This is a genomic window from Saccharospirillum sp. MSK14-1 (assembly GCF_003054965.1).
Taxonomy (GTDB): Bacteria; Pseudomonadota; Gammaproteobacteria; order Pseudomonadales; family Natronospirillaceae; genus Saccharospirillum.
Map to the genome: position 1 here is coordinate 240,144 of NZ_MIES01000033.1, position 25,277 is coordinate 265,420.

Genomic DNA, 25,277 nt, shown 5'->3' on the forward strand with positions numbered 1-25,277 from the left:
ATCCCTATCGGGCAGGCTCCATCGTGAAACAGCCAGCAGGCTGATGCTGAATTTCAGTATAGAAGGACTGGTGATAACGCAAGGCGCAGAGGGGACAGAAACGACACCTGCAATGACTGCACGGTCGCTGTGTTCAGGTTCACGCTTTTATAAACCCAAAGGGTCCTTTACAGAACCTTGATGGCGATGCGCAGTGGGCTCACTAGAATCGGGGACGCACTCATATGGACCTAACCCGATGACCGAAGTTATGAACTCGAGCAATACCTCTCACTTGCCCAACGCCTCACCGCAACAATCGGAATCCCTGACACCGGACAGCACGCGCCAGCGCATGAATCATCGGCGACGTGAAAGCGGGATGCGGTTGTATAAACGCCTGATGGCCGGATTGTTTTCTAATATCTTTTTTGCGCTTGCGCTCATTATGGCGTTGTCGAGTTTGTTTAATCTGTTCGCGGATATATTCGATACCGGGGAGATGATCTCGACCGTTATTCACGCCATTAATACGCTGGTTATTGCCCTGGCGATGTTTGAGTTGGGCGCTGGCATCAGCAAGGAATACAGCAGTGAAGACAGCAGCGAAAATGTTTATACCAATATTCGCCGCACCATTACCCGGTTTGTCGGCACCGTTTGTATTGCTCTGGTATTGGAAGCGCTGATTATGATCATTAAATACAGCCAACTCGATTTGGCCGGTAATTTGTATTACCCGGTGGCCATCCTTTTTGGTTCAGGTGTTTTGCTGTTGTCGCTGGGTGGTTTTCTGGCGCTGACCCGGGGTCATACTGAATAATGTTGCATGGCCGCTAACGATTAGATGGGCAGCTCGGTCGTGTATTTGAGCTGCTCCATGGCAAAACTGGAACTGACATCGGCCAGCTTGATGCGACTGACCAGGCGTTTATAAAAACGGTCATAGTCAGAAATATCGCCGACAACGACACGCAACAGATAATCCACCTCCCCACTCATTCGATAGGCTTCGACGATTTCCGGCAGCTCGATTACGGTGTCGGTGAAATCGTCCAGCCAGGCATCGTTGTGTTCATTGGTGCGAATAAACACAAAAACATCCACGCCCAATGCCAGTGGTTGACGATTGAGCAGCGCCACTCGGCGGCGGATATAACCGCCGGCTTCCAGTGCCTGTATGCGTCGCCAGCACGGACTGGTGGTCAGGTGGATGCGCTCGGCAATGGCCTGAACGGAGAGCGTGGCGTCTTGTTGCAGCAATCGCAGTATGGCCAGGTCGGTACTGTCGGGCATAAAAAACCTAATAATTACGATAATTTGAAAAATATACTCTAATTATCGGCGGTTCGCTGAAAATGTTGGCAACTCTATTGGGCGCCGGGGCGCCATACTGGTTCGCCAACGCTTTCAACGGAACCGACCATGTGCCTTGCTGTTAATGCCTCCTCCGATCGCTGGCAAACGCTGCGCGACAATACGATCAACTTACCCAACCAGCGTCTCTATGCCGACTGGACAGCCAGCGGCCGGCTGTATCGCCCGCTGGAAGAACGGTTGCTTGATGTCGCGGCCCCGTGGATGGCGAACACGCACAGTGAGGCCAGCCTCAGCGGTCGCAGCATGACGGCGGCGCTGGAACAGGCCCGAGAGCAGATTCGCCGGGGGGTCGGAGCCAGTAATGACGACATCGTCTTGTTCTGCGGCGATGGTATGACCGGTGCCGCAGCCAAGCTCAGTCGGCTGCTTGGATTGTGGGTTCATGAGCGCCATCGCGCGGCATTGGCACTGCCGCAAGATCAGCAGCCAGTCATCTACGTGACCCACATGGAACACCATTCCAACCAGACACTCTGGTTGGAAAGTCTGGCAGAGGTGCGGATTATTCCGCCCACGACCGAAGGCGACGTCGACCTTGACTGGCTGGCGGACGATTTAGCCGCATTGCCGACATCACGCCCACGCTATGCCTCGGTGACGGCCGCCAGCAATGTCACAGGTATTGCCGCACCCTACCGGCAGATTGCCCGACTGATGCACCAACAGGGTGGATTTTGCTGGGTCGATTTTGCCTGTGCAGCGCCTTATGTCGCCATCGACATGCACCCCGCCGATGACGAACCTCTGGATGCTGTATTTTTCTCACCGCATAAGTTTTTGGGTGGGCCCGGTTCCAGCGGCGTGTTGGTATTCAATCGCGCGCTATACGCCAATCGCATTCCCGATGTGGCCGGAGGTGGTACGGTGGTGTGGACGAACCCTTGGGGTGAGCATCGTTTTATCAGCGATATCGAACGGCGCGAAAGCGGGGGCACGCCGGGTATTTTGCAGGGCTTGAAAGCCGGGCTGGCGATGCAGTTAAAAGCTGAGATGGGTGTTGCCGCCATGGCCGAACGTGAAGTCTATTTAAACGATTATTTTTTGGCTGGGTTGGACGATATTCCGGGAGTTCGGTTATTGGCGAATCAGCACCGTCAGCGCTTGTCGGTGTTCTCAGTAGTGATTGAAGGCGTGCATTATTCGCAGGCGGTGCGTCGTCTCAGTCACGACTATGGCATTGAAGCACGTGGCGGGTGCAGCTGCGCAGGCACCTATGGGCATCATCTGCTGGGCATTGATCGGCAAGCCAGCCGCGCATTCAGCGAGCGACTGGAGCAGGGTGATATGGATGCCCGGCCGGGCTGGGTGCGGTTGAGTTTTCATCCCATGAACAGCACGGCCGATTTGGACCGGGTATTGGCGGCATTGGCCGAGCTGGCCGGCAATCCGCAGCAAAATGCAGGGCCTGCCGTTGCCGAGTTGGATCGACTCTGGGCACCATGGTTTTAACGGAAGCCCGGTTTTAACGGCGATTAGCGAATAACGCTGGCCAGTCGTCGCACTGCTTCCACCAGTCGCTCTTCATCGTAAAAAGCAAAACACAGTCGCAACGCTGAGCGGTTATCCGCTTGAGCTGAAAAGCGGGCGCCGGGTAGAAAACCCGCGCCGGCGGCAATGGCATCGGGCAGTAACGTTTCGCTGTCGATGGGTGAGTTTAAAGTGACCCAGATAAAGTATCCGCCCTGTGGTGCTGTGAAGCTGATCGCGTCGCCCAGGTGTTCATGCAGCGCCGCTACCAACGCCTGGCAGCGGTCTTTCAATTGCTGACGCAACTGCATCAAGTGGGTATTTAAACGACCATCCTCAAGCAGCGGTTGTACCAGTGCTGAGGTGAATGGATTGAGTCCACCGCCACTGTTAAACACGGCCGATTGCGTCAGTTTATCCAGCAATTCCGGGTTGGTTTGAATCCAGCCCAGTCTCAGACCTGGCGCCAGTATTTTGGAAAAACTGCCGATGGAGATGACCGGCGCCTGTTCATCGAAACTCGCCAAAGGCGGTGGTGGCGGGGTATCGAAGTGCAACAACTGATAGACCTCGTCGGCGACCAACAGGCAGTTGGACTGACGGGCAACGTCCACCAGTTGCTGGCGTCTGGCGCTGGATAAGGTATAGCCGCAGGGATTCTGAAACGTCGGAATGCAGTAACAAAAGGCCGGCTTGTGTTGATCGATCAAGGCGCTTAGTGCGAGGGGATCGGGTCCTTCTGCATCACGTGGAATGGGTATCAGCGTCAGTTCGTGATCGGCCAGCAAGGTGCGCGCAATAAAGTAGGTCGGATCGTCGACCAGCACGGTATCGCCCGGGCGGGCAAAGCTGGCGCAGATGCGATCCAGAGCGTTGGTTGAGCCGTTGGTGATCAGCAGGTGTTCCGGGGCCACTGACACCGGATAGTGTTCTGTCAGCCACCCACCCAGCGCCGTGCGAAATCGACCATCGCCCGCCGGGGCGCCATAAGCCAGCGACAAAGCGTCAGCTTGCAGCGGCTCAAAGAGTACCGCACTCAAAAAGGCAGGGTCGGGTTGACCGATGCCCAGATCCAGTCGATCGGTCGGGGCAATCAATTGGGTAATCGGCAGAACACTCATTGCTTCTCCAGCGAACACGGGTGTTGCCAGTCTGGGCAAAAGCGCGGCGGGCTTCAAACCCGCCGTTGCCATTGATCACTCAGTTGGCGGGTGTCTGAGGTAAAGGTTGAGCGCGCGGCAAGCTCAAAGTCGCCAGGCAAGTCGGGACACAGATCAGCAGCATTGCCAGGGTGATGCGAGTGATCGAACCGTCGACCAATAACGTCGATAACGTTGTCACCGTACCGGAAATCACAAATTGCAAAGCGCCAATCAGCGCACTGGCGGTGCCACTGAGCTGGCTGAAATACTCCAGGTAAGCCGCCTGGTTGTTCGGTGCAATGGCGCCAACGGTGCCACCGACCAGGACCATCATGGGCAGGAACGACCACAAACTGCTGCTGTTAAACGCCAGAAAGATGTTCATCAAAATCAACGCAACCAGCTGCAGGCTGACGGCAATTTTCAGCAACTGAACGGGTGTGTAGGTCAACAGCAGTCGACGGTTGATGATGCCCATAACACCCATCAGGCCAACGCCGGTGGCAAAGGCCGCCGAAAACTGAGCGTTGTTGAGGCCGAACCAGCCTTGATACATAAAGGAAGCGTGAGTGACGAACAGCATTAACACGCTGAAACCTAACGCCTGAATTACGATGTGGCGCCAGGCAATGGGGTGCATTAACACCTCAAGGTAATTGGTCAGTAGCTTGCCAACGGGTTCTTGCTTGGCTTCGCGTTTGGGCAGGTGGCGCAATAATTTGAACCACAGCAGGCTGGCCACTAAGAGGCAATAGCCCGCAATGAACCAGAAGATCAGCGACCAGTCGCCGACCCACAGCAGCAACGAACCGAGCGTTGGTGCCAGAGCCGGGGCGATAAACATGATCAGTGCCACCAGAGAAAACAGCCGAGCGGCTTCTTTGCCATGAGCGTTATCACGCACCAGTGCCGGCACGCTGACCATGATCCAGCCGGAGCCGAATGCCATGATGACGCGCCAGGTAATCATCCAGGTCAGGTTGTTGCTGGCAGCGACCATCAAGGCGGTGATGGCATAAATAGCCAGGCCGGTTAACAGCACGGGCGCGCGGCCATAACGATCTGACAACGGACCGCCGATGATCTGACCAAAGGCCAGGCCGAAAATAAACAGACTGAGCGTTAAAGCCACTTGCGACTCAGCGACACCCAGGTCAGCCGCGATAACCGGAAAAGCAGGCAGGTAGACGTCGATGGCGAAAGGACCCATCGCCATGGTGGCCGCCATCAGGACGGCAAACTGGAACGTTGTTTTCATGAAGAACCACTGTGATTGCGGCGGCGAGCCGGGAGTGGCCCACCGGAAAGTCAGGCGGCATAGTTTAGCAAAGAAGGGACGGTGAGCCGATGTGGAAAGTCACATCGACCGCCAGTCGACTGGAACCCAGTGTCCAGCCGTCAGGATGGTCGGGAGTGGCCCCAGCGCACAGTCACCAGCGTCGATAACCAACTGGCCAGACCTGGCCATTCCAAACTGATGCACAGCGCCAGGATGGCAGCGGTCAGTCCGCTGGTGGCAGAGAAAACGAAGAACAGGGCGGCGATCTGGACCGGCATCAACAACAACAGCAAACCGGCCAGCATCAGCAGGCAGCCGCCAGTGCGGGTGAGCAACACCAGACGTGCACCCCACAGACCCAGTGCAATGCCGGCAGCGCCAATAATCAGGGCGCTTGGGCGGACCAGCATGTGCCAGGCTTCGGTGGCGGCATGAGCGGTATCGACCAGTTCGGCGGTGGTCAGCGCCAGAGCGCCTAATGCCAGCCACAACAATGCGAAAAGACTGGAAAAGTGTCGAAAACGTTGCCAAGTGCGGTGGTCGAACATGCTTGGCTCCTCTGATACAACATGAATTCAGTGGCTCCAGAACGGCAGACATTCAGCAATCAATGCGTTCGTCCTGGGGACTACAACTACCACGCGATCTCTGATGAAGATAGCCCCGAAGACTGATTGAGGCCTGAAGTTGAAGTGTAGACCGGGGAACGCTGGGTACTGTGTGTTTATGTTGCGTTGTGAGCGAATCGGCAATCCGTCAGGGCGTGGTCTGATAAATCTTAAATGAGAATGATTGTCATAAATGGCGTGCTTGGGTATGATTTTCGATTCACATGACGCTGAGTAATGTATGTTTGGTGCCAACGCTCGTGCAGCGCAGAATCGCCTTGATGCTGTGCTGACCTACATTCACCAACACTTGGGTGGGCCGTTGAAAGTGGACTTTCTGGCCAGTCAGGCCGGGTGGTCGCGTTGGCAATTTCAACGGGTATTTGGTGCACAAACGGGATTGTCAGTGGCTCAATATGTTCGCGAGCTACGCCTCAGTCGGGCAGCGGAAGCGTTGTTGAGTACCAAGGCTCGTCAGCTTGATATCGCTCTGGATTGTGGCTTTGATTCAGAAATCAGTTTCAACAGAGCCTTTAAACAGGTGTTTGGGTGCACGCCAGGAGATTATCGTCGCAAAGGCGTGCGCAGTGGTTTGAAAACCCCCATTCGAATCGGTAACACACCACTGCCGCCGGCTGAGTTAACGCCCCGCTTATTGCAGGTTCGTGTCGAAAGTCGTCCGGCTATGGAGCTGGTCGGCGTCAGTAAAATCATCCAGGGATTGTTCTCCTCACAGCCGAATTTTTCCTCGATAGTACCGGCGTTATGGCGGGAGTTTCTCGCTGCCATGCCACTTAATGAATGCGCCGGTCCCTTGCTTGGTGTGCTTGAAGTCAGCCGCTCTGAGGATCAGGGTAAGAGTTTTCCTTATTGGGCTGCAGCAGAGTACCGAGGGCATTCCGAATTACCGTCCGGTTTCGAAAAGCTGAGCGTTCCAGCGCAACAATATGCAGCGATTCCATTTCAGGGGCCTATCCACGCCTTGGATAAAACGCTGGAATGGTTTCTTCGCCATTGGTTGCCGGGCTCGGGGTATCGGGCTCTCTATGGTGTCGATCTTGAAGTCTATCCGCAGGTAAACACCTTGAGTGGTGATCACACTGCCATGGAATATTGGGTGCCTATTGAACCAGACCCGACGAATGTGTGAAGAACGAGTTCAGAGCTTAATCCTCACGTTACTTGCACCATCTGGTTAAGTTTTAAAGCCTGGCCATCCTATAAAATGGGAATTGTTTTTATTTGTCTTTGATTCCCATTATTTACAGGACTCGACTGATGCAAGCCCAAGCTCCTTTTCGACTATTACCCTTGATTGTGGCCATGGCCATAACGCCCCTGGCTTTGGCCGAAGAAACCAATCAACCCGAAAGTGACGACACCGATACTCTTGATGAGGTAGTGGTGTTTGGCGAAACCTATCGAAATACAGCCACCAAGACCGTTCTTGATCCCCAAGACACGCCACAGGGTATTACTGTTCTAGACCGTGAAGCGCTTGAAATGCGTGATGCTGACTCGGTCGCCAGTGCATTGCGTTATGCTTCGGGTGTGAATACTGAACTGCGTGGTGGGTCGGTGAATCGACTCGAGCTATACAACATCCGTGGCTTCGAAAACCTCTACAACTATTACGATGGGCTGCCGCTGATTTACATCGACGGTTGGAACTATCAGGCGCAAGTCGATCTGGCTGCAGTTGGTCAAATTGAAGTATTCAAGGGGCCAACCTCAACGCTCTATGGTGCTATGCCTCCAGGTGGCATGGTCAACATGATCGGTAAGCAGCCATCGACTGATTCCGAACACCAGGTTGAATTGGCAACCGGCAGCCGAAACTTGCTCGAAGGCAAAGTGGAAAGCCAAGGGCAGATCGGCGATTCAGCGTTGTCATATAGCTTTGTTGGCCTGGCTCGAGGACAGGATGGACAGGCAGAAACATCACGTCTGGAGCGTATGCTGGTCGCACCGTCGATGGATTGGCAGGTTAGTGACGACACGCTGATCAACTTGAATTTTTATTACCAGAATGATCCCGAAATGGGTATCTACAGTACCCTTCCTGCCAAGGGTGTGATCCTCGACAACCCGAACGGCGACTTGCCAGTGGATGCCTACGCGGGCGATGTGAACTGGGAAAAATACGAACGTGAAACCACGATGGCGGGTTTCAAAATCAACCACGATTTCAACAATAACTGGACTTTCCTGCATAACTTCCGTTTCACCGATGGCACTGGTTATCAGGAGAATACCTATAGCACTGGTTTGGCCGCAGATGATCGCACGCTAAGCCGTCAAGCTTATTCAACGGATGAAGAAACCCAGGCGATTACACTCGATAATCAATTTACCGGTCTGGTGCAGACCGGGGCAGTCGACCATAACCTGTTGTTTGGTCTCGACCTGATTTCTGCGGATGCCAGTATTATCTATGACGATGCTGTCGCCCCCACTATTGATCTGTATGATCCAGATCACGATCAAATCGACCCTGATGCATTGACCTTTACCCGCTATACCGATCAGAACTTAAGTAAGCGCCAACTGGGTATTTATATTCAGGATCAATTGGAGTGGGGGGATCTCATTGTTATTGGTGGTCTGCGTTACGATGATTTCGAAAGTGAAATCGAGAATAACCTTAACGACACAACAACAACTCAACACGAGACCAATTTTTCCAAACGTATTGGCGCGCTTTATAACTTTAATGGCGTGTCACCCTTCATCAGTTATGCGGACAGTTTCCAGCCGGAAGCAGGTACCGATACAGATGGTAATAAGTTTGAGCCATCCACGGGTGAGCAATGGGAAGCTGGTGTGAAATATGAATCAGCAGACCGTCGTACTATGGCCAATGTATCGTTTTACCGTATCGACAAAAAAAATGTACCAGCGGCAGATCCGGATGGTGGCGCCTACGATAAAATTCAGGTTGGAGAAGTCCGTTCACAAGGTATTGAAATTGATGCCAGTGTTCAGCCGCTACAATCGTTGCTGGTCTCACTGAACTATACTTATCAGAACGTTGAAATCACCGAAGATGAAACTGACCTGGAAGGCAAAACTCCGGTTTGGGTGCCTGAACAATTGCTGTCTGTCTGGGCGGATTATGGTTTCTATAACGGTGCTCTAGACGGTCTCACGGTCGGTATGGGCTTGCGGTACATCGGTGAGAGCCAATTGAACGAACAGAACACCGATACTGTTCCGTCTACAACGCTGATGGATATGAGCCTTGGCTATGATCTTGGCAGTCTGAACGAGCGACTCAATGGTGCTGAGTTGGGCTTGTCGGTAAATAACCTGCTGGATGAACGGTATGCAACCTGTTTTGATGACGACAACTGCTGGTTCGGAGCCGAACGCACTGTCGAAGCCAGTGTCTCTTATACATACTGATCGTTGATTTTGGTGACCAGAACCGGGCCAGCAATGGCCCGGTTTTTTTGTGGTCTTTACCTCCACGCCCGCCAATGCTTAGATAACGCCGAAATCTCACCCCGGCCATTGGCCGATATCACCATGTTACAGATATCCAACACCGTCACTCTGGGCGATTGGGAAATTGAACTGCAGGCTATCCGATCGCAAGGCGCCGGCGGGCAAAACGTGAATAAGGTGTCGTCCGCCATTCATTTGCGTTTCGATATTCAGCGCTCCAGCTTGCCGCCATTTTATAAAGAGCGCCTGTTGCGGCGTAATGATCAGCGCATCACCAAGGAAGGCGTAGTGGTGATCAAAGCGCAGCAGTACCGAACTCAGGAACAAAACCGCGCCGATGCACTGGCGCGCTTGCAGGCGTTGATTCAGGAAGCCGGTTACAGCGTGAAAAAACGCCGACCGACCAAGCCGTCACGTTCGTCGCAGAACAAACGCATGGATCGCAAAACCAAAGCCGGTCGCACTAAAGCCCTGCGCGGCAAGGTCGATCTCTAGCCTTTACAGCTGGCCAGAGCGACGCCGGCTATCGCCACTAACATGCCCGGCCAGGCCAGCAGGGCAATGCGCTCACCCAGAATCAGAAACGACAGCAAGGCAGCGCCTGGCGGTACCAGAAAGAACAGCGACGCCACCTTGGCGGAACGACCAACCCGGCTCAGGGCGAGTAACAGCGTCACGGCGATCAACGAATTACCGATCACCAGATACGCCAACGCCCAGCTGAATGAGGCGGTGATGGTGAGATGACTGTCTTCAAACATCAGCAGCGGCGCGCAGACAATCAAACCGACGCTGTACTGAACCAGGTTGGCCGTGACAATGTGCTGGGCCGTACCAAAGCGGCGTTCGTACAACATGCCGCCGGAAATACCGAGCAGCGAGCCGACAGCCAACAACAGTTCCAACCAGGATAACGACGTTGTGCCGGTCTGCGCTGACACCACCAAAATTGTGCCGCCAAAACCCAACAACAATCCCAGCCACTGAAACCGACTGACGCGTTCGCCGAGAAACCAGGGTGACGCCAGACCAATCACCAGCGGTTGCAGCGATACGATCAAGGCGGAAACGCCAGCCGACATGCCCAGGCTCATCGACACGTAAATCAAACCGAAGTAGAGCACCTGCACCAGAAAACCGACCACTGCCAAATGACGCCAGGCCGCGGCGCTGGTCGGCAAGGGAGGGCGGATGATTAACCACAGCACAAAGAGAATCAGCAGGCTGAACGCATAACGCAGCGACAGGACAACCAAAGGAGAAGCGTCGGCTAAGGCCACCTTGGCGATGGGAAAACCGGCGGACCACAACAACAGAAATAACCAGGGTGCCAATGCCGTCAGTGCGTTTTGCCAACGGCCTGTCCCGGTGAGGGATAACATCTTGAATCTCCAACACAGCAAGCCGACATTGAAGCACGCGCTCTAGGGTCAAACAACGCCAGAGTCGCTGGGATGCAGCGTACATTCAGAGCGTAAATCGGCTATCATGCGCGCCCTGATTCAACGGGGTTTGGTATGCAACACGTCGACACAGTCATCATAGGCGGTGGCGCCGCCGGTTTGATGTGCGCGGCAACGGCGGGCGCCCGTGGTCGCTCGGTGCGAGTCATTGAACACGCCAAACGGGTGGGTAAAAAAATTCTGATGTCCGGTGGCGGACGCTGTAATTTCACCAACCTCGATACCAGCCCCGCGCATTTTTTATCGGCTAATCCGCACTTCTGTAAGTCGGCGTTGAGTCGCTACACGCCCTGGGATTTTTTGGCACTGGTCGATCGATATGGCTTGGCGTATCACGAAAAAACACCGGGGCAGTTTTTTTGCGATGACAAAGCCAAAGACCTGCTCGATATTTTAATCGCCGAGTGTGAACAAGCCGGTGTAGATATCCGCACGCAATGCAGCGTCGAAGCGATTGAAGCGGTAGACGATGGCGGGGCCGACCGCTTTCAGTTAGCCACCAGCGCAGGCGCGGTGCGCTGCCAGTCTCTGGTCATTGCCACGGGGGGATTGTCGATTCCGACGTTGGGTGCGACCGGTTTTGGTTATGACATTGCTCAGCAATTTGATCTGCCCGTTACGCAACGCCGCGCAGCACTGGTGCCGTTTACGCTCAGTGATCATTGGTTAACCGTCGCCCGTGACTTATCCGGTGTGTCGGTGCCCGTCAGCGTTCAATGCGGTTCGCAGAGCTTTACCGATGCATTGTTGTTTACCCATCGCGGTTTGAGTGGCCCGGCGATTCTGCAAATTTCCAGTTATTGGCGTGAAGGCGACACCATCACCATCGACTTTTTACCGGGTGTTGATCTGGCCGAACAGTTGCAGCAATGGCGTGATGAAGGCGCCAAGGCAGAGTTGAAGACGCTGCTCGGCCGATTGCTGCCGGCGCGTTTCGTACAGAGTTGGCTGGCGGCGGATAAGCGCCTGGCCAAATTGGCGGACCGGCGGGTGATGGATCTGGATCGAGCGTCGCTCGATGCGGTGATTGAGGCCTTCACCCAATGGCAAAAAATACCGGCGGGCACGGAAGGATATCGCACCGCCGAAGTGACTCTGGGCGGGGTCAGTACCGAAGCTGTTTCGTCAAAAACCTTCGAATCCAAACAATGTTCGGGTCTGTATTTTATTGGCGAGGTGTTGGATGTGTCCGGTTGGCTGGGCGGCTACAACTTCCAGTGGGCCTGGGCTAGCGGCTGGTGTGCGGGTCAAGTGGTGTAAGCTTGGTCAAAAGAAGCGCGTTAATTTACAAATAAGCGTTGACCGGGACAATCAGGGGTCCTATAGTCAGCCTCGCTTGAAAGTACGACCTTGTAAAATGCAAACCATTTCGATGTCCTTACCAGTAGTTAGTACCTCGTCTTGATTTCATGAGTGATCGCACCGCTTAAAGCACAACCGTCTGCTCGCAGACATTTATGAATTCTGATATGACAGGAAGACTAACAATGGCTACCGTTACCGGCACCGTTAAATGGTTCAACGAAACTAAAGGCTTCGGCTTCATCGAGCAAGAAAACGGCCCAGACGTTTTCGCTCACTTCAGCGCCATCCAAGGTTCAGGCTTCAAAACCCTGGCTGAAGGCCAAAAAGTTGAGTTCACCATCACTCAGGGCCAGAAAGGTCCTCAGGCTGAAAACATCGTTGCTATCTAAATAGCCGATGAATCTCGCTTAGCCGAGAGTTCAGCACAAAAGAAAGCCGCTCATTGAGCGGCTTTTTTGTTGTCTGCAGAAAAGACGGACGGCTTAGGCGACCGGATGGGCCCAAAGGTCGTATTCGTCGGCTTCTTCCACTTCGGCGGTCAGAATATCGCCCGGTTTTAAATGGGTCTGACCGTCCAAAAACACCTGACCGTCGATATCCGGTGCATCCGCCTTGGTGCGACCGACCGCGCCTTCGTCGACCACTTCATCAATGATCACCTCGACCTGCTTACCGACTTTGGCCTGCAATTTAGCGGCGCTGATGCGTTGCTGAACAGCCATAAAACGATCAAAGCGTGCCTGTTTCACGGCTTCATCGATTTGGTCCGGCAATTCTTTTGAGGCCGCGCCGTCGACATTGGAATACTGGAAGGCCCCGACGCGGTCGAGTTGTGCTTCTTCCATAAAGTCGAGCAGCATCTGGAAATCGGCTTCGGTCTCGCCGGGAAAGCCGACAATAAAGGTGGAGCGCAGCGTGATGTCCGGGCAGATCTCGCGCCATTTGTGAATGCGCTCGAGCACTTTTTCCGAATGCGCCGGTCGCTTCATAGCCTTTAAAACCGATGGGCTGGCGTGCTGAAAGGGAATATCCAGATACGGCAGAATGCGGTTTTCGGCCATCAGCGGGATGATGTCGTCGACGTGCGGGTAAGGGTAGACGTAGTGCATGCGTACCCAGGCGTCGAGCTGGCCGAGTTCCTGGCACAGTTCCTTCATCCGCGTTTTGACCGGCTTGCCGTTCCAGAAGTCGGTGCGGTATTTCAGATCGACACCGTAGGCGCTGGTGTCTTGAGAGATCACCAGCAATTCCTTGGTGCCGTTTTTCACCAGACGTTCGGCTTCGCTCAGCACCTGGCCGACCGGACGGCTGGCCAATTTGCCGCGAAACGACGGAATGATGCAGAAGCTGCAGCTGTGGTTGCAGCCTTCGGAAATTTTCAGATAGGCGTAGTGCTTGGGCGTGAGCTTAACGCCGGTATCCGGCACCAGCGAGATAAAGGGGTCGTGCTTCGGCGGTGCCACTTCGTGCACCTGGTTGACCACCTGCTCATAAGCGTGCGGGCCGGTGACCGACAGCACATTGGGGTGCACTTCGCGAATGTCGTCTTCTTTGGCACCCAAACAGCCAGTCACCAGCACCTTGCCGTTTTCAGCCAGTGCTTCGCCGATGGTGTCGAGCGATTCCTGCACCGCTGAGTCGATAAAGCCGCAGGTGTTGACGATGACCACATCGGCGTCGTTGTAAGACGGCACAATGTCGTAACCCTCAGCGCGCAGCTGAGTGAGGATGCGCTCGGAATCGACGGTGTTCTTGGGGCAGCCCAGGCTGACAAAACCGACTTTGCCGTGCGCACCGCCGGGCTTGCCGTCCATCGGCTGGCCTTCGCGGGGATCGTGGTTTTGAACGGACATGGGGGCCTCGGCTTGGTGGTCAAAAAAGGAGCGCCATTGTAGCCGCCCGGCGTGGCGCTGCAAGGGCCGTAATGTAAGGCGTCCTGAATCACTCGCGCTGGGTCTCCTTAACGCTCAGGCACGGCAGTTATTGCCCAGCGTCAGTAAAAACGCTGTGTTCGTGACTGACGGATTCGGTCATGAGCGCCTATAATGCGCGTTTCTTTTCCTTTCGATGCATCTGCCGTTTCAGGAGTACAGCATGGCCACCCCATCCCAGCACGATCTGCGCAACGATTTCCGCGCTTTGTTAAACAGTGATCAGTGCTTTTATACCGCTTCTACCTTTGACCCGATGTCGGCCCGTATTGCGGCGGACCTGGGGTTTGAAATCGGCATTCTCGGTGGGTCGGTGGCGTCCTTGCAGGTGTTGGCGGCACCGGATTTTGCGTTGATTACGCTCAGCGAGTTTGTCGAACAAGCCACGCGTATTGGCCGCGTCGCTCGGCTGCCGATCATCGCTGACGCCGATCACGGTTATGGCAACGCCTTGAATGTGATTCGCACCATTACCGAACTGGAGCGTGCCGGTGTGGCGGCCTTGACCATTGAAGACACCTTGTTGCCGGCCAAGTACGGCCGTAAATCCACCGATTTGATTCCGCTGGATGAAGGCGTCGGCAAAATTGAAGCCGCACTGGATGCGCGCATCGATCCGGCGATGAGCATCTTCGCCCGGACCAACGCCGGTCAGTTGAGCGTTGAAGCGACCATCGAACGGGTCAAGGCCTACCAGGAAGCGGGCGCTGATGGCATCTGTATGGTTGGCATTAAAGACTTCGAACATCTGGAAGAGATCGCCCAGCATGTGTCGATTCCGCTGATGCTGGTCGCCTACGACAACCCGGAATTGCGTGACCGTGAACGTCTGGCGCGTAACGGGGTGCGCGTTGTCGTTAACGGCCACGCGGCCTATTTCGCCGCCATCAAAGCCACCTACGATTGCCTGCGCGAACAACGCGGCATTGCCGAAGGCACGCTGGACGCTTCGGAACTGTCGGTGCGTTACTCCACGCTGGAAGAAAACCGCCAGTGGGCGCGCGACTTTATGAAGGTGAGCGAGTAACCACTCACCTCACAACGCTTACCACTCTCCTATAAAGCTAAAGGCGCTGGGCTCAGTCTTCGGCCCAGGCCATCACCTTGCCCTGGTGAATCGCCTGATACACCCGATTGCGCAGCGCATTGGCTTCGGCCTGAGTGACGCTGCGGGTCGGGTGGCGAATGGTCAGACGCACCAGTACATTCTTCTGACCTGTTGTTAATCCCAGCCGTTCAATCGCCTGTTCCGGTAACTGCGCCGCGGGCGTTTCACTAAGCACCCTGACGGCTTCAAGCCAATCGACTTGTTCGGGTAACGCCTGGCGAATTACGTCGCCCAGCGTTTCGGCGTCCATGGCGTTGTCGGTAGCGATCGACAGATCGCGCTCGATCGCCGGCTGCCAGGACACCGGCTTCCAGGGGTCGAGCGTCAGCATCTGCTGCATCACTCTCGGGTCACCATTACGTAACAAGCGGATGTCCGGCAAGCCTTTGCGCAGCATTAACAGGCGATCCAATCCCAGGCCGATGGCGATGCCAGTGACTTCGTCCGGGTTCCAGCCGCAGCGCGCCAATAAGTCGGGGTCGATAATGCCGGCCTCGCCGATTTCCACCAGTTCACCTTTGTCCGACAACGCATCCAGTTGGATGCCGTCACGCGTGTAGGGATGAGGCGAATGACAGAGGCTCAGTGCGCGCTCGGGTAATACCGTCTGCAATACATCGGTGACGGCGCGGCGCAGGTCGATGGTGTCGCTGGCGGGTAGCAATACCCAAATATCGGCCTGATGCGGTTCGGCGCAATGCAGCCGGTCGATACTGTCGCGTCGATACACCAGACCGTGGGTTAGCAGCATCAGCCGGCGCGGTGTTTTATCGGGCCAGGATTTCAACCAGGTCGGCACCAGTGCTGACGTTTGCGTGCGCAGCATCCAGTCGGATGATAAGTAGCGACTGTAACGACTTTCACGTGCGGGACCGTCCGGCGGATAACCCAGGGCATCATAGTTTTGTTTAACCGCGACCAGCGGCGAAGCGGGCAACCGTTGCAACGGGGCCTGGTAGGTGTGAGTAAGATGCGCGGCGATGGCGTCGAGCAGTAGCTGGATGGCATGCGGGCCTTGGTCAGGATCGCTGAGGTCACGCAATGACAGTGCCGCTGCCAGTTGTTGAGCATTGAGAAGGGTGTTCATGCTGTCTCCAAAAAGCCAGTACCCAAAGGCGTTGCTTTGGGTGGGTGTATTCCAAGGGATGGTGTTTTGGAATCCTCCGAACCGGAGCTCGGAGATGGCTTTTCAGACAGGAAAAGTCAGACCGCCGCGCCCACTTGCAAGGCTCGGAGGTCAGTAAATCGTGGCGTGTGCATCCAGATATTCATGCGCCTAATACTAAGGACGGCGCCTGGACTGTCAACGAAAAAGGCGCCGCGAGCGGCGCCAAGGGGAACGAGCCTGCCCGTCACAGGCTCAATGACATCAGGCGAACTGTTCTTCTTCGGTCGAGCCGGTCAGGGCCGTGACCGAGGAGGAGCCACCTTGAATGACGGTGGTCATATCGTCGAAGTAGCCAGTGCCGACTTCCTTCTGATGCGCCACAAAGGTGTAACCCTTGTCGGCATCGCGGAATTCCTGCTCCTGCAGTTCGACGTAGGCCGACATGTCTTTGCGGGCGTAGTTGTAGGCCAGGTTGAACATGGAATTCCACATGTTGTGAATGCCCGCCAAGGTGATGAACTGGAACTTGTAGCCCATGGCCGATAGTTCGGTCTGGAACTTGGCGATGGTGGCGTCGTCCAGGTTTTTCTTCCAGTTGAACGACGGCGAACAGTTGTACGCCAGCAGTTGATCAGGGAATTCCTTACGCACGGCTTCGGCGAATTTTTTCGCTTCGTCCAGGTTCGGCGTGGCGGTTTCGCACCACAGCATGTCGGCGTAGGGCGCGTAAGCCAGGCCGCGTGAGATGGCTTGGTCAATACCGTTGCGCACCCGGTAGAAGCCTTCAGCGGTGCGTTCACCGGTCAGGAACTGGGCGTCGTACGGGTCGCAATCCGAGGTCAGCAGGTCGGCCGCATTGGCGTCGGTGCGCGCCAGAATGATCGAAGGGACACCTTCCACATCGGCTGCCAGACGCGCCGCGGTCAGTTTCTGCACCGCTTCCTGCGTTGGTACCAACACCTTGCCGCCCATATGGCCGCATTTTTTAACGGCTGCCAGCTGATCTTCAAAATGCACGCCGGAGGCGCCTGCGCGGATCATGTTTTTCATCAGCTCGTAAGCGTTCAGTACGCCACCGAACCCGGCTTCGGCGTCGGCAACGATGGGCGCGAAATAATCGACAAAGTCGGCGTCGCCCGGCTGCTTGCCCGCTTGCCACTGAATCTGGTCGGCGCGCTCGAAGGCGTTGTTGATGCGGCGAACCACCGTCGGTACGGAGTCAACGGCGTAGAGCGATTGGTCCGGGTACATGGTTTCGCTGCTGTTGGCGTCAGCGGCGACCTGCCAGCCAGACAGGTAAATCGCCTGCACGCCCGCTTTGACCTGTTGCACCGCCTGGCCACCGGTTAAAGCGCCCATGGCATTGACGAAGTCTTTCTCCGGGCGGAACTCCGGGCGGCCGCCTTCGTTAACCAATTGCCAGAGTTTTTCCGCCCCGCGGGTGGCAATGGTGTTGTCCCGTTTCAGTGAGCCGCGCAGCCGCACCACGTCTTCGGCGCCATAGTTGCGACGAATCGTCTGCCAGCGTGGGTTGGTTTCCCAGTCGCGTGCGATGGCATCAATTTCCTGCTGGCGATCGTAGTTTCCGGTTGTTGAAGTAGTCATCGGAAGTCCTCTTGGTTGTGCTGCCATTCGGCTTGTTGTTTTGGGTTCCGTCGGCGCCGGGATCGTTTTGATTATTTTTTGATCATCCGGCGTCGATAAATTCACCTTAGGGGCCGATAAAAAATTTGGCTAATTTATAATCGTTATTTTCACTATTCCTGTGGTGAATGTGTTTTGGCTTGGTTAGGATACAGCGACGTTTTCGACGGACATCGCCATGCAACTGAATCGCATCGACATGAATTTGCTGGTCTACCTGGATGTTTTGCTGCGCGAGCGCAGTGTGACCCGCGCCGCCGACCAGCTGGGCATCAGCCAGCCCGCCATGAGTAACGGCTTGCGTCGCCTGAGGGTGCTGTTTGATGATCCGTTGCTGATCCGCACCAGCGAGGGCATGACGCCAACCGAACGGGCGCGCCAATTGGAGCCGACGCTGCGCACCGTGCTGCAGGATATCGAGCGGGCGGTGCAACCACGCAGCGATTTCGACGCCGCCGCCAGCGGCCGGGTGTTCCGAATCATGGTCAGTGATTACGCCGAATCGACGCTGATTCCGCCGCTGTTACGGCGGTTGCGGGAAATTGCGCCGAGCGTGATTCTCGATTTAATGACGCCCAGCGACGTCAGCTTTTTCGACGTGGAGCAGGGCAAGGTCGATCTGGTGATCAACCGCTTTAACTCCATTCCTCAGTCGTTCCATCAGACCACGGTCTGGAAAGATGACTTCTGCTGCATGGTCAGCCGCGACAATCCCATCCTCGATAATTTCAGCCTGAAAAATTATCTCGAAGCCCAGCACGTCTGGGTGTCCAAGACGGGTTTTGGCGTCAGTGTTGGCGTCGATCCGGGCGATGTGCAGCGTCTGGGCTGGGTCGACGAAGTCTTGCGCCAGCTTGGCAAAAAGCGCCGTATCACCGTCTTTACGCGCCACTATCAGGCCGCCATGTTGCTGTCAGAACAGAACGACCTGGTGCTGACCGTACCGTCGCGCGCGGCCTTGCTGCAGGCGGAGAACCCGCGCCTGGTGGTGAAAGCGCCGCCTTTTGAGATTCCGCCCATTCAGCTCAAGCTGGTGTGGAGTCCATTGTTGCATCACGACCCAGCCCACCGCTGGATGCGTCGCTTGATCAATGAAGTGGCCGAAGAGGTCATCGCACCGGAGTTTTGAGTGGCTTTGGTTGGGTTTTGAACAGGGTTTGATTCAAACGATTGTTTAATATTCACAATATGAATAGTGAAAATAACAACAATAAATTAGTGGAATTATTTTTCGGTCCCTAGGCTCAGGGTTGTGCACAACACAAAACCGCACATAAAAACGCCCACAAAAAGGCGCCGCCAGCGCCGACAACAAGAGGCACCGAGCATGACAGACCGCACTACCGAGGGCGGCTTGCAGATCGCAACAGCGCTGCACCGCCTGGTTGCCGAGGAACTTCTGCCGGGTACTGGCATTGAGCCGACCCATCTCTGGCAGCAACTGGAATCCATCCTGGATGAACTGACGCCGCGTAACGACGCCTTGCTGCGTGAGCGCGAGCAACTGCAGGCGCAGCTGGATCGCTGGCACGCCGAACGCAGCGGTGAAGTCTTTGACCGTGACGACTACCGCGCCTTTCTCGAACAGATCGGTTACCTGCAGCCGGTCGGCGACGACTTTCAGATTCGCACCACCGGCGTGGATCGTGAAATCGCCGAGCAGGCCGGACCGCAGCTCGTGGTACCCGTGAAGAACGCCCGCTTTGCGCTGAATGCGGCGAATGCCCGCTGGGGCAGTCTCTACGATGCGCTCTACGGCACCGATGCCATCGCCCACAGCGATGGCGCAGAAGCCAGTGATGATTACAACCTGGTGCGTGGCGCGCGGGTGATTGCTTACGGTCGGCAACTGCTCGATCAGGCGGCGCCGCTGGCTGAGTGCAGCCACGCGCGGGTCAGTGCGTATCGGGTGCTCGGTGGTGAGTTGGTGGTGGAGTTGGTCGACGGTCGTGAAACCAGTCTGGCGAAGCCGGAACAGTGTCTGGGGTTTCAGGGGGATCCGGAAAGCCCGATCGCCATCTTGCTGGTCAATAATGGCCTGCACATCGAAATTCAGATTGATCCGACCGACAAGATCGGCAGCACCGACGCCGCGGGCGTTAAAGATCTGCTGATCGAAGCGGCGCTGACCACCATCATGGATTGTGAAGACTCCGTCGCTGCTGTCGACGCCGATGACAAGGTCGAGGTCTACCGCAACTGGTTGGGTCTGATGCGTGGCACCTTGAGTGAGACCTTCACCAAAGGCGGTGATACCGTCACGCGCCGCTTGGCGGACGATCGTCAATACCAGGGTCTGGATGGCCGGCCGCTGACCTTGCCCGGACGCAGCCTGATGTTCGTGCGCAACGTCGGTCATCTGATGACCACGCCGGCGATTCTTGATCGCCATGGTCGCGAAATCTACGAAGGCGTGCTCGATGCGATGATGACGGCCTTGGCGGCCATGCACGATTTAAACGCCTTGGGCGAGCTCGGTAATTCGCGCACTGGCAGCGTCTATATCGTTAAACCCAAGATGCACGGCCCGGCCGAAGTGGCCTTCGCGGTCGATCTGTTCGAGCGCGTCGAGCAGGCCTTAGGCCTGGCACCGAACACGCTCAAAATCGGCATCATGGATGAAGAGCGTCGCACCAGTCTGAACCTGAAAGAATGCATTCGTGCGGCCATGGATCGGGTGGTCTTTATCAACACCGGCTTCCTGGATCGCACCGGTGATGAAATTCACACCGACATGCTGGCCGGACCGATGATTCCAAAGGCGCAGATGAAGCAAACCGCCTGGATCGCCGCTTACGAGAATAATAATGTCGATGTGGGCTTGGCTTGTGGTCTGGCTGGTCGCGCTCAAATCGGCAAAGGCATGTGGCCGATGCCGGATGAAATGGCCGCCATGCTGAGCCAAAAAATCGCCCATCCGGAAGCGGGTGCAAACACCGCCTGGGTGCCGTCACCCAATGGCGCGACCTTGCATGCACTGCATTACCACCGGGTGGATGTGCGCGAGCGACAGTCGCAGTTGCGCCAACGCGCGCCAGCCAAGCTGGACGATTTGCTGACGTTACCGCTGCTCGACGATCCCGGCACGCTCAGTACCGAGGCGATTCAACAGGAACTGGATAACAACGCCCAAGGCATTCTTGGCTACGTGGTGCGTTGGATTGATCAGGGTGTCGGCTGTTCCAAAGTGCCCGATATCAACGATGTCGGCCTGATGGAAGACCGCGCCACTCTGCGCATTTCCAGCCAGCACATGGCCAATTGGCTGCAGCATGGGCTGTGCACGGAAGCGCAGGTGATTGAAACGATGCAGCGCATGGCCGCGGTGGTCGATCGGCAGAATGCCCACGATGCGGCCTACCAGCCGATGGCGGCGGACTTCGACGCCAGCATTGCGTTTCAGGCCGCACTGGCGCTGGTGCTTAAAGGCAAAACGCAACCCAATGGCTACACCGAACCGCTGTTGCACGCCTACCGTCAGCAAGCCAAAGCCGCCGCGAAATCGGTTCAGCCGAAGGAGACGGCGCTGGCCAACTGAGCCGCTGTAACCGGGCGAGTCAGCGGGATTGACGGAAGAAGTCGATCACGCGCTCGCCCACCGTTGCGTCTTTCAGAATGCGGTAATGGCCAAGGCCCGTGGTGGTGATTCGCTCGGCCTGTGGCCAGTTTTTGTGGATCATGGCGAAATCGGACTGCGGGATTTCCAGGTCGTCCTGATCGGTAATCATCAAGCCCGGATAGCGTAAATAGTCGCGCGCGAAATCGTGACCCAGCCGTTCCCAGATGCTGATGGGTTCACCCAGATGGCGTTCAGCCAGATCGATTGAATAGTTGTGTAAGCGTGCTTCAAAGGCGGTTCTGACCCTGGGCGATATCGACATCATGGTGCAGAAATGATCAACCACGGCCTGAATGTTCAAACCCGGCGCCAGCAGCACCATCTGCTCAGTGGTCATGCCCAGTGCCAATGCCTGAATCACCGCCTGACTGCCAATGGAATGCGCCATGACCCCTTGAGGATTGCCCAGTAATTCAGTCGTCGCCCGCAACACCCGCGCGAATTCGTACAGGTCAGTTTGGCGGGTTTTGTTGTAGCCATGACCAGGCATGTCCATCACCACAACGTGATAACCCGACTCGACCAACGCAGGCACCCAATGCCGAAACTGACTGCCACTGCCCAGCCAACCGTGCACAGCGATCAGCAGCGGCGCCGAGGCATCTCCCCAGGCATAAAGCCGTTGTCTGCCCCAGGGCATGGTTAAGTCGTGATGGCGATCGGCGCTGCGCCAGAATGCCTGTGCCTTGGGGCTGGGCTTGCCGTGATAGGGCGTAAACCAAAGCCGATTCAGAATCCGGCCGGTCAGCCCGGGCGCGAGCCAACCCAAACCGTTTAAGGCGGTTCTCATGGATTGATACAAGCGCGGTACCGGGCTGGGCAAGGGCTGTGAGCGGCGGTCTGACTGAGCGTTGATGGCGGTCATAAGGGTCTGTCCGGTAACAAGAGCGTCTCAGTCTGAGTCTTGTTCGTTCTTGGTGTAAGTGTCATATTTGACAACTTAAGGTCTAAATATGACATCCATGGGAGGCGACGATGCGTGTGGTGTTGGTTCTGACTGAGCGCTGCTCCGGTGCGCTGACGGTCAGCCTGGTCGAAGCCATGATCATGGCAAACTACTGTCACCACAAAGCCGGCGGCGATTCGCCTTTGTTTGAATGGACGCTGGCGTCGGTGGATGGCCAGCCGGTGCTGCCATTTAACGGTCTTCCCCTTGCTGCGGATTGTGCGTTGCCCGAAGCGCTGTCAAACAGCCCCATCCCTGCGACAGAGCAAGTCTGGGTCGTGCCATCGATTATTGAAGCGGTGTCGCGGCCTGAACGCATTGTGCAGGCACTGACCCGACTGCAGCCGGTCGTGACTTTGGTGCAATCGCATTATCAACGAGGTGGGGTGGTGGCCAGCGCTTGTACCGGTGCTTTTTTGCTGGCCGAAGCCGGGTTGCTGACACCCTATCCGGCGCTGATGCATTGGCGCAGCGAAGCCAGTTTTCAGCAGTTGTTTCCCGGATTACGGACCGATACGCGCACGGCCCTGGCCGATTATGGTCGCATTGTGTGTGCCACCGGTGGCAGTCAAAGTGCCGCTCAGATGGTGCTGCATTGGGTCGCCAAAGAGCACAGTGAAGCCTTGGCACTGGAGGTGGCCAAACTGATGCAGGTTGATCGTCATCCCACCGCGCCGGTTGCCTATGCCGCGACGCAGGCGGATGCGCCACACAACGATGACAAGGTGCGGCTGGCGCAGGCGCGACTGCGTGAGCGATTGCATCAGAGTATCAGTATTGACGGGCTGGCTGCCGAACTGGCCATCAGCGACCGGCAATTAAAACGCCGCTTTGCCCAGGCTACTGGTTTGTCGCCGCTAAAATACCTGCAGAAAGAACGCCTCAAGCGAGCTTGCCAATTGCTGGAAAACAGCCGGCTGACGTCAGCGCGTATCGCCGGTGAAGTGGGGTATCAGGATGAAAGCAATTTCCGCCGTCTGTTCAAGCGCGAGCTGGGCATGACGATGGAACATTATCGGCGCCGTTTCAGCCCGCGCATCAGCGCTGCGGACTAGCGGTTTCTGGACGTTGCTGTGCTAAACTGCCGGCCCTTTTTCCGCCTTGTAACACGAGTTTACGATGCCTAAAGCCCCTGAAATTAAGCCCGGTCATGTTGTTGAGCTGGACGGTCAGCCGTTTATTGTTCGCAAAGTTGATGTGCACAGCCCCAGTGCTCGTGGTGCATCCACCCTCTACAAAATGACGTTTAACGACCTGGTCACCAAGCGCAAACGCGAAGAAACCTATAAAGGTGACGATCTGCTGACGCTGGCCGATGCCCAGATGCGGACCGTTCAATATCTGTTTGCCGATGGCGATATGCACACCTTTATGGACGCCGAAGATTACGCTCAGCACATGCTGTCCAGTGACGATCTCGATGACACCTTGCCGTGGCTGGAAGATGGTATGGAAGGCCTGACGGGCGTTGTGGTTAACGACGCCTTGGTCGCCATTGAACTGCCCCAGTCGGTGCTGCGAACAGTGCTCGATTGCGCGCCTGCCATTAAAGGTGCGTCTGCCTCGGCCCGCACCAAACCAGCCGATCTTGGGCGTGGGCTGAGTGTTCAGGTGCCTGAATACATTGAGGTGGGTGAGCGCATCAAGGTGAACACCGAATCGCGCAAGTTTATGTCGCGGGCCTGACGCTGATCAAAAATCGCGCTATCTTAAGCCGTTAAATTACAAGCGCCCTATTTAAACGCTGACAGGGAGGTCAAAGTCAGGGTGAATTCGTCTGAAAACTCTTCTCAGAAACCGTCGGAGGATCAAGCGGTTGCTGAGCTGTTAGAAATGTTGCATCAGGATCCAAAAGTCAAAGCCGCCCTTGATCGTCTTGGCGTCTTCGTCGTCAATCATCGCGATTATCAGGATTACCCCTTAACCACGCCGGTTCACTGTAATGGCGAAGTGCCCTTCAATGATGCGTGGGAATGGCTGCAATACGTGCATCCCAATGATCGAAATCGCGTTGAGGAAGCCTGGAATTCCGTGATTCGCGGTGAAACGGACCTGTTTTGCGCGGAGTACCGATTTCGTCAGCACGGCGACCAATACCGCTGGCTGTTGAACAAAGGCACCGTCGTGCATCGCACCGAAGACGGTTACCCATGGATATACCTGGGCGCTGACACCGACATTGAAGAACTCAAACGCACCCAGCGTCGTCTGTTAGAGCAGCAGGATGAACTGCGCGACAACTTGATGCGCGACCCGCAGCTGGGCATTCCCAATCGTCGCTTTCTCGATGAACAGGCGCCAGACATGCTCGCCGAAGCGTGCCTGGAGGGCGCACCGCTGACCGTTCTGGTCTGCGATCTGGATAATTTCAAAACCCTGAACGATACCCTGGGGCATTCGGTGGCCGACGGCATTCTGATGCAGGTGGTCGGTAAGATTGGTGATTGCCTGCGCGACACCGATGTCATTGCGCGCTTCGGTGGCGATGAGTTTGTGATCCTGCTGGCGGCCACCGATGCGGATCAGGCGGCCCAGGTGGCGCAGCGGATTCTGGTATCGGTGCACGAACTGTCGGATCCCAATACCGGTACGGAACTGGCCATTTCCATCGGCGGTTACAGTTCGCGCCCCTCAAAGGGTGAGACGCTGTGGCAGTTCTTTGAAAAAGCCGATAAAGCGCTGTACCGCGCTAAAAAACAAGGGCGAGGCTGTTTCGTCGCCGCGGATTGATAAGACCTATGGGTCCGGCAATCGCCGGGCCTTGCCATCGTTACCCGCCCATTCTCAGTATTCATTCGGTCTACAACCAAAGTGTCGTTGCTTCTCAGCGTGCCTGGCGTTTAATATTAGA

Annotated in this window: 22 protein-coding genes; 13 read left to right on the plus strand and 9 right to left on the minus strand. The window is 56.0% G+C overall.

The annotated features are described in order from the left end of the window. Positions 1-238 precede the first annotated feature (238 nt). Positions 239-802 (plus strand): hypothetical protein, encoded by a 564-nt coding sequence (locus BGP77_RS10050; protein WP_199224252.1) that lies wholly within the window; start codon positions 239-241, stop codon positions 800-802. Positions 803-822: 20 nt separating this feature from the next. Here the strand turns inward: BGP77_RS10050 and BGP77_RS10055 are convergent, their stop codons facing one another. Next, a complete protein-coding gene (locus BGP77_RS10055) occupies positions 823-1,275 on the minus strand; it encodes an Lrp/AsnC family transcriptional regulator (RefSeq protein WP_108164610.1) in 453 nt (150 codons plus the stop codon). 129 nt (positions 1,276-1,404) lie between these two features. On the opposite strand from BGP77_RS10055, the gene BGP77_RS10060 reads away from it, so the two are divergent. Next, complete coding sequence (locus BGP77_RS10060) at positions 1,405-2,808, plus strand: aminotransferase class V-fold PLP-dependent enzyme (RefSeq protein ID WP_108164611.1); 1,404 nt, start codon at positions 1,405-1,407, stop codon at positions 2,806-2,808. 23 nt (positions 2,809-2,831) lie between these two features. Here the strand turns inward: BGP77_RS10060 and BGP77_RS10065 are convergent, their stop codons facing one another. The 3 genes from BGP77_RS10065 to BGP77_RS10075 form a co-directional block, all read right to left on the minus strand. Further along, positions 2,832-3,947 (minus strand): PLP-dependent aminotransferase family protein, encoded by a 1,116-nt coding sequence (locus BGP77_RS10065; RefSeq protein ID WP_158269341.1) that lies wholly within the window; start codon positions 3,945-3,947, stop codon positions 2,832-2,834. Positions 3,948-4,026: 79 nt separating this feature from the next. After that, positions 4,027-5,226, minus strand: a complete 1,200-nt coding sequence (locus tag BGP77_RS10070) for a multidrug effflux MFS transporter (RefSeq protein ID WP_108164613.1) — start codon at positions 5,224-5,226, stop codon at positions 4,027-4,029. 140 nt (positions 5,227-5,366) lie between these two features. Next, positions 5,367-5,795: a hypothetical protein gene (locus BGP77_RS10075; RefSeq protein ID WP_108164614.1), complete on the minus strand. Its 429-nt coding sequence runs from the start codon at positions 5,793-5,795 to the stop codon at positions 5,367-5,369. 301 nt (positions 5,796-6,096) lie between these two features. On the opposite strand from BGP77_RS10075, the gene BGP77_RS10080 reads away from it, so the two are divergent. From BGP77_RS10080 to arfB, 3 genes are all read left to right on the plus strand, one after another. After that, entirely contained in the window at positions 6,097-7,005 is a 909-nt protein-coding gene (locus BGP77_RS10080) for a helix-turn-helix domain-containing protein (RefSeq protein WP_199224253.1), read from the plus strand. Between the two features lie 128 nt (positions 7,006-7,133). After that, a complete protein-coding gene (locus BGP77_RS10085) occupies positions 7,134-9,260 on the plus strand; it encodes a TonB-dependent siderophore receptor (protein WP_108164615.1) in 2,127 nt (708 codons plus the stop codon). A gap of 123 nt (positions 9,261-9,383) precedes the next feature. Next, positions 9,384-9,797 (plus strand): alternative ribosome rescue aminoacyl-tRNA hydrolase ArfB, encoded by a 414-nt coding sequence (gene arfB / locus BGP77_RS10090; protein ID WP_108165940.1) that lies wholly within the window; start codon positions 9,384-9,386, stop codon positions 9,795-9,797. On the opposite strand, the gene BGP77_RS10095 is transcribed toward arfB, so the two are convergent. Then, positions 9,794-10,684 carry a DMT family transporter gene (locus BGP77_RS10095; protein WP_108164616.1) on the minus strand — a complete coding sequence of 297 codons (891 nt, stop codon included), beginning with the start codon at positions 10,682-10,684 and terminating at the stop codon, positions 9,794-9,796. The two genes, arfB and BGP77_RS10095, sit on opposite strands and share 4 nt — an antisense overlap. A gap of 135 nt (positions 10,685-10,819) precedes the next feature. Here BGP77_RS10095 and BGP77_RS10100 point away from each other — a divergent pair, with 135 nt between their 5' ends. Together BGP77_RS10100 and BGP77_RS10105 are read left to right on the plus strand one after the other, a co-directional pair. After that, positions 10,820-12,025, plus strand: a complete 1,206-nt coding sequence (locus BGP77_RS10100; RefSeq protein ID WP_108164617.1) for an NAD(P)/FAD-dependent oxidoreductase — start codon at positions 10,820-10,822, stop codon at positions 12,023-12,025. Between the two features lie 227 nt (positions 12,026-12,252). Next, a complete protein-coding gene (locus tag BGP77_RS10105; RefSeq protein ID WP_108125007.1) occupies positions 12,253-12,459 on the plus strand; it encodes a cold-shock protein in 207 nt (68 codons plus the stop codon). Positions 12,460-12,552: 93 nt separating this feature from the next. On the opposite strand, the gene rimO is transcribed toward BGP77_RS10105, so the two are convergent. Further along, on the minus strand, positions 12,553-13,884 hold the full coding sequence (rimO, locus tag BGP77_RS10110; protein WP_199224305.1) for a 30S ribosomal protein S12 methylthiotransferase RimO: 1,332 nt from the start codon (positions 13,882-13,884) through the stop codon (positions 12,553-12,555). Positions 13,885-14,164: 280 nt separating this feature from the next. Here rimO and BGP77_RS10115 point away from each other — a divergent pair, with 280 nt between their 5' ends. After that, positions 14,165-15,028 carry an oxaloacetate decarboxylase gene (locus BGP77_RS10115; protein ID WP_108165941.1) on the plus strand — a complete coding sequence of 288 codons (864 nt, stop codon included), beginning with the start codon at positions 14,165-14,167 and terminating at the stop codon, positions 15,026-15,028. A 52-nt stretch (positions 15,029-15,080) separates the two neighbouring features. On the opposite strand, the gene BGP77_RS10120 is transcribed toward BGP77_RS10115, so the two are convergent. After that, a complete protein-coding gene (locus BGP77_RS10120) occupies positions 15,081-16,196 on the minus strand; it encodes a hypothetical protein (RefSeq protein ID WP_108164619.1) in 1,116 nt (371 codons plus the stop codon). Positions 16,197-16,478: 282 nt separating this feature from the next. Further along, on the minus strand, positions 16,479-17,822 hold the full coding sequence (gene aceA, locus BGP77_RS10125; protein ID WP_108164620.1) for an isocitrate lyase: 1,344 nt from the start codon (positions 17,820-17,822) through the stop codon (positions 16,479-16,481). Between the two features lie 217 nt (positions 17,823-18,039). Between aceA and BGP77_RS10130 the strand changes: the two genes are divergently transcribed. Both BGP77_RS10130 and BGP77_RS10135 read left to right on the plus strand, forming a co-directional pair. Then, positions 18,040-18,990, plus strand: a complete 951-nt coding sequence (locus tag BGP77_RS10130; protein WP_108164621.1) for a LysR family transcriptional regulator — start codon at positions 18,040-18,042, stop codon at positions 18,988-18,990. 198 nt (positions 18,991-19,188) lie between these two features. Then, positions 19,189-21,399: a malate synthase G gene (locus tag BGP77_RS10135; RefSeq protein WP_108164622.1), complete on the plus strand. Its 2,211-nt coding sequence runs from the start codon at positions 19,189-19,191 to the stop codon at positions 21,397-21,399. 19 nt (positions 21,400-21,418) lie between these two features. On the opposite strand, the gene BGP77_RS10140 is transcribed toward BGP77_RS10135, so the two are convergent. After that, complete coding sequence (locus BGP77_RS10140) at positions 21,419-22,345, minus strand: alpha/beta fold hydrolase (RefSeq protein ID WP_108164623.1); 927 nt, start codon at positions 22,343-22,345, stop codon at positions 21,419-21,421. 110 nt (positions 22,346-22,455) lie between these two features. Between BGP77_RS10140 and BGP77_RS10145 the strand changes: the two genes are divergently transcribed. The 3 genes from BGP77_RS10145 to BGP77_RS10155 all read left to right on the plus strand — a co-directional run bounded on the left by BGP77_RS10145 (position 22,456) and on the right by BGP77_RS10155 (position 25,156). Then, positions 22,456-23,481, plus strand: coding sequence for a GlxA family transcriptional regulator (locus BGP77_RS10145; protein ID WP_108164624.1), 1,026 nt, complete (start codon positions 22,456-22,458; stop codon positions 23,479-23,481). A gap of 64 nt (positions 23,482-23,545) precedes the next feature. Continuing rightward, entirely contained in the window at positions 23,546-24,112 is a 567-nt protein-coding gene (gene yeiP / locus BGP77_RS10150) for an elongation factor P-like protein YeiP (protein ID WP_108164625.1), read from the plus strand. Positions 24,113-24,193: 81 nt separating this feature from the next. Continuing rightward, positions 24,194-25,156 carry a sensor domain-containing diguanylate cyclase gene (locus tag BGP77_RS10155; protein WP_108164626.1) on the plus strand — a complete coding sequence of 321 codons (963 nt, stop codon included), beginning with the start codon at positions 24,194-24,196 and terminating at the stop codon, positions 25,154-25,156. Positions 25,157-25,277: the final 121 nt, after the last annotated feature.

Coding starts and splice junctions, on each gene's coding strand:
- BGP77_RS10075 (WP_108164614.1), bottom strand. CDS start 5,795: ATGTTCGACCACCGCACTTGGCAACGTTTTCGACACTTTTCCAGTCTT.
- BGP77_RS10085 (WP_108164615.1), top strand. CDS start 7,134: ATGCAAGCCCAAGCTCCTTTTCGACTATTACCCTTGATTGTGGCCATG.
- BGP77_RS10140 (WP_108164623.1), bottom strand. CDS start 22,345: ATGACCGCCATCAACGCTCAGTCAGACCGCCGCTCACAGCCCTTGCCC.
- BGP77_RS10060 (WP_108164611.1), top strand. CDS start 1,405: ATGTGCCTTGCTGTTAATGCCTCCTCCGATCGCTGGCAAACGCTGCGC.
- aceA (WP_108164620.1), bottom strand. CDS start 17,822: ATGACTACTTCAACAACCGGAAACTACGATCGCCAGCAGGAAATTGAT.
- BGP77_RS10100 (WP_108164617.1), top strand. CDS start 10,820: ATGCAACACGTCGACACAGTCATCATAGGCGGTGGCGCCGCCGGTTTG.
- BGP77_RS10130 (WP_108164621.1), top strand. CDS start 18,040: ATGCAACTGAATCGCATCGACATGAATTTGCTGGTCTACCTGGATGTT.
- BGP77_RS10095 (WP_108164616.1), bottom strand. CDS start 10,684: ATGTTATCCCTCACCGGGACAGGCCGTTGGCAAAACGCACTGACGGCA.
- BGP77_RS10120 (WP_108164619.1), bottom strand. CDS start 16,196: ATGAACACCCTTCTCAATGCTCAACAACTGGCAGCGGCACTGTCATTG.
- BGP77_RS10145 (WP_108164624.1), top strand. CDS start 22,456: ATGCGTGTGGTGTTGGTTCTGACTGAGCGCTGCTCCGGTGCGCTGACG.
- BGP77_RS10070 (WP_108164613.1), bottom strand. CDS start 5,226: ATGAAAACAACGTTCCAGTTTGCCGTCCTGATGGCGGCCACCATGGCG.
- BGP77_RS10050 (WP_199224252.1), top strand. CDS start 239: ATGACCGAAGTTATGAACTCGAGCAATACCTCTCACTTGCCCAACGCC.
- BGP77_RS10105 (WP_108125007.1), top strand. CDS start 12,253: ATGGCTACCGTTACCGGCACCGTTAAATGGTTCAACGAAACTAAAGGC.
- yeiP (WP_108164625.1), top strand. CDS start 23,546: ATGCCTAAAGCCCCTGAAATTAAGCCCGGTCATGTTGTTGAGCTGGAC.
- BGP77_RS10080 (WP_199224253.1), top strand. CDS start 6,097: ATGTTTGGTGCCAACGCTCGTGCAGCGCAGAATCGCCTTGATGCTGTG.
- BGP77_RS10055 (WP_108164610.1), bottom strand. CDS start 1,275: ATGCCCGACAGTACCGACCTGGCCATACTGCGATTGCTGCAACAAGAC.
- rimO (WP_199224305.1), bottom strand. CDS start 13,884: ATGGACGGCAAGCCCGGCGGTGCGCACGGCAAAGTCGGTTTTGTCAGC.
- BGP77_RS10135 (WP_108164622.1), top strand. CDS start 19,189: ATGACAGACCGCACTACCGAGGGCGGCTTGCAGATCGCAACAGCGCTG.
- BGP77_RS10115 (WP_108165941.1), top strand. CDS start 14,165: ATGGCCACCCCATCCCAGCACGATCTGCGCAACGATTTCCGCGCTTTG.
- arfB (WP_108165940.1), top strand. CDS start 9,384: ATGTTACAGATATCCAACACCGTCACTCTGGGCGATTGGGAAATTGAA.
- BGP77_RS10065 (WP_158269341.1), bottom strand. CDS start 3,947: ATGAGTGTTCTGCCGATTACCCAATTGATTGCCCCGACCGATCGACTG.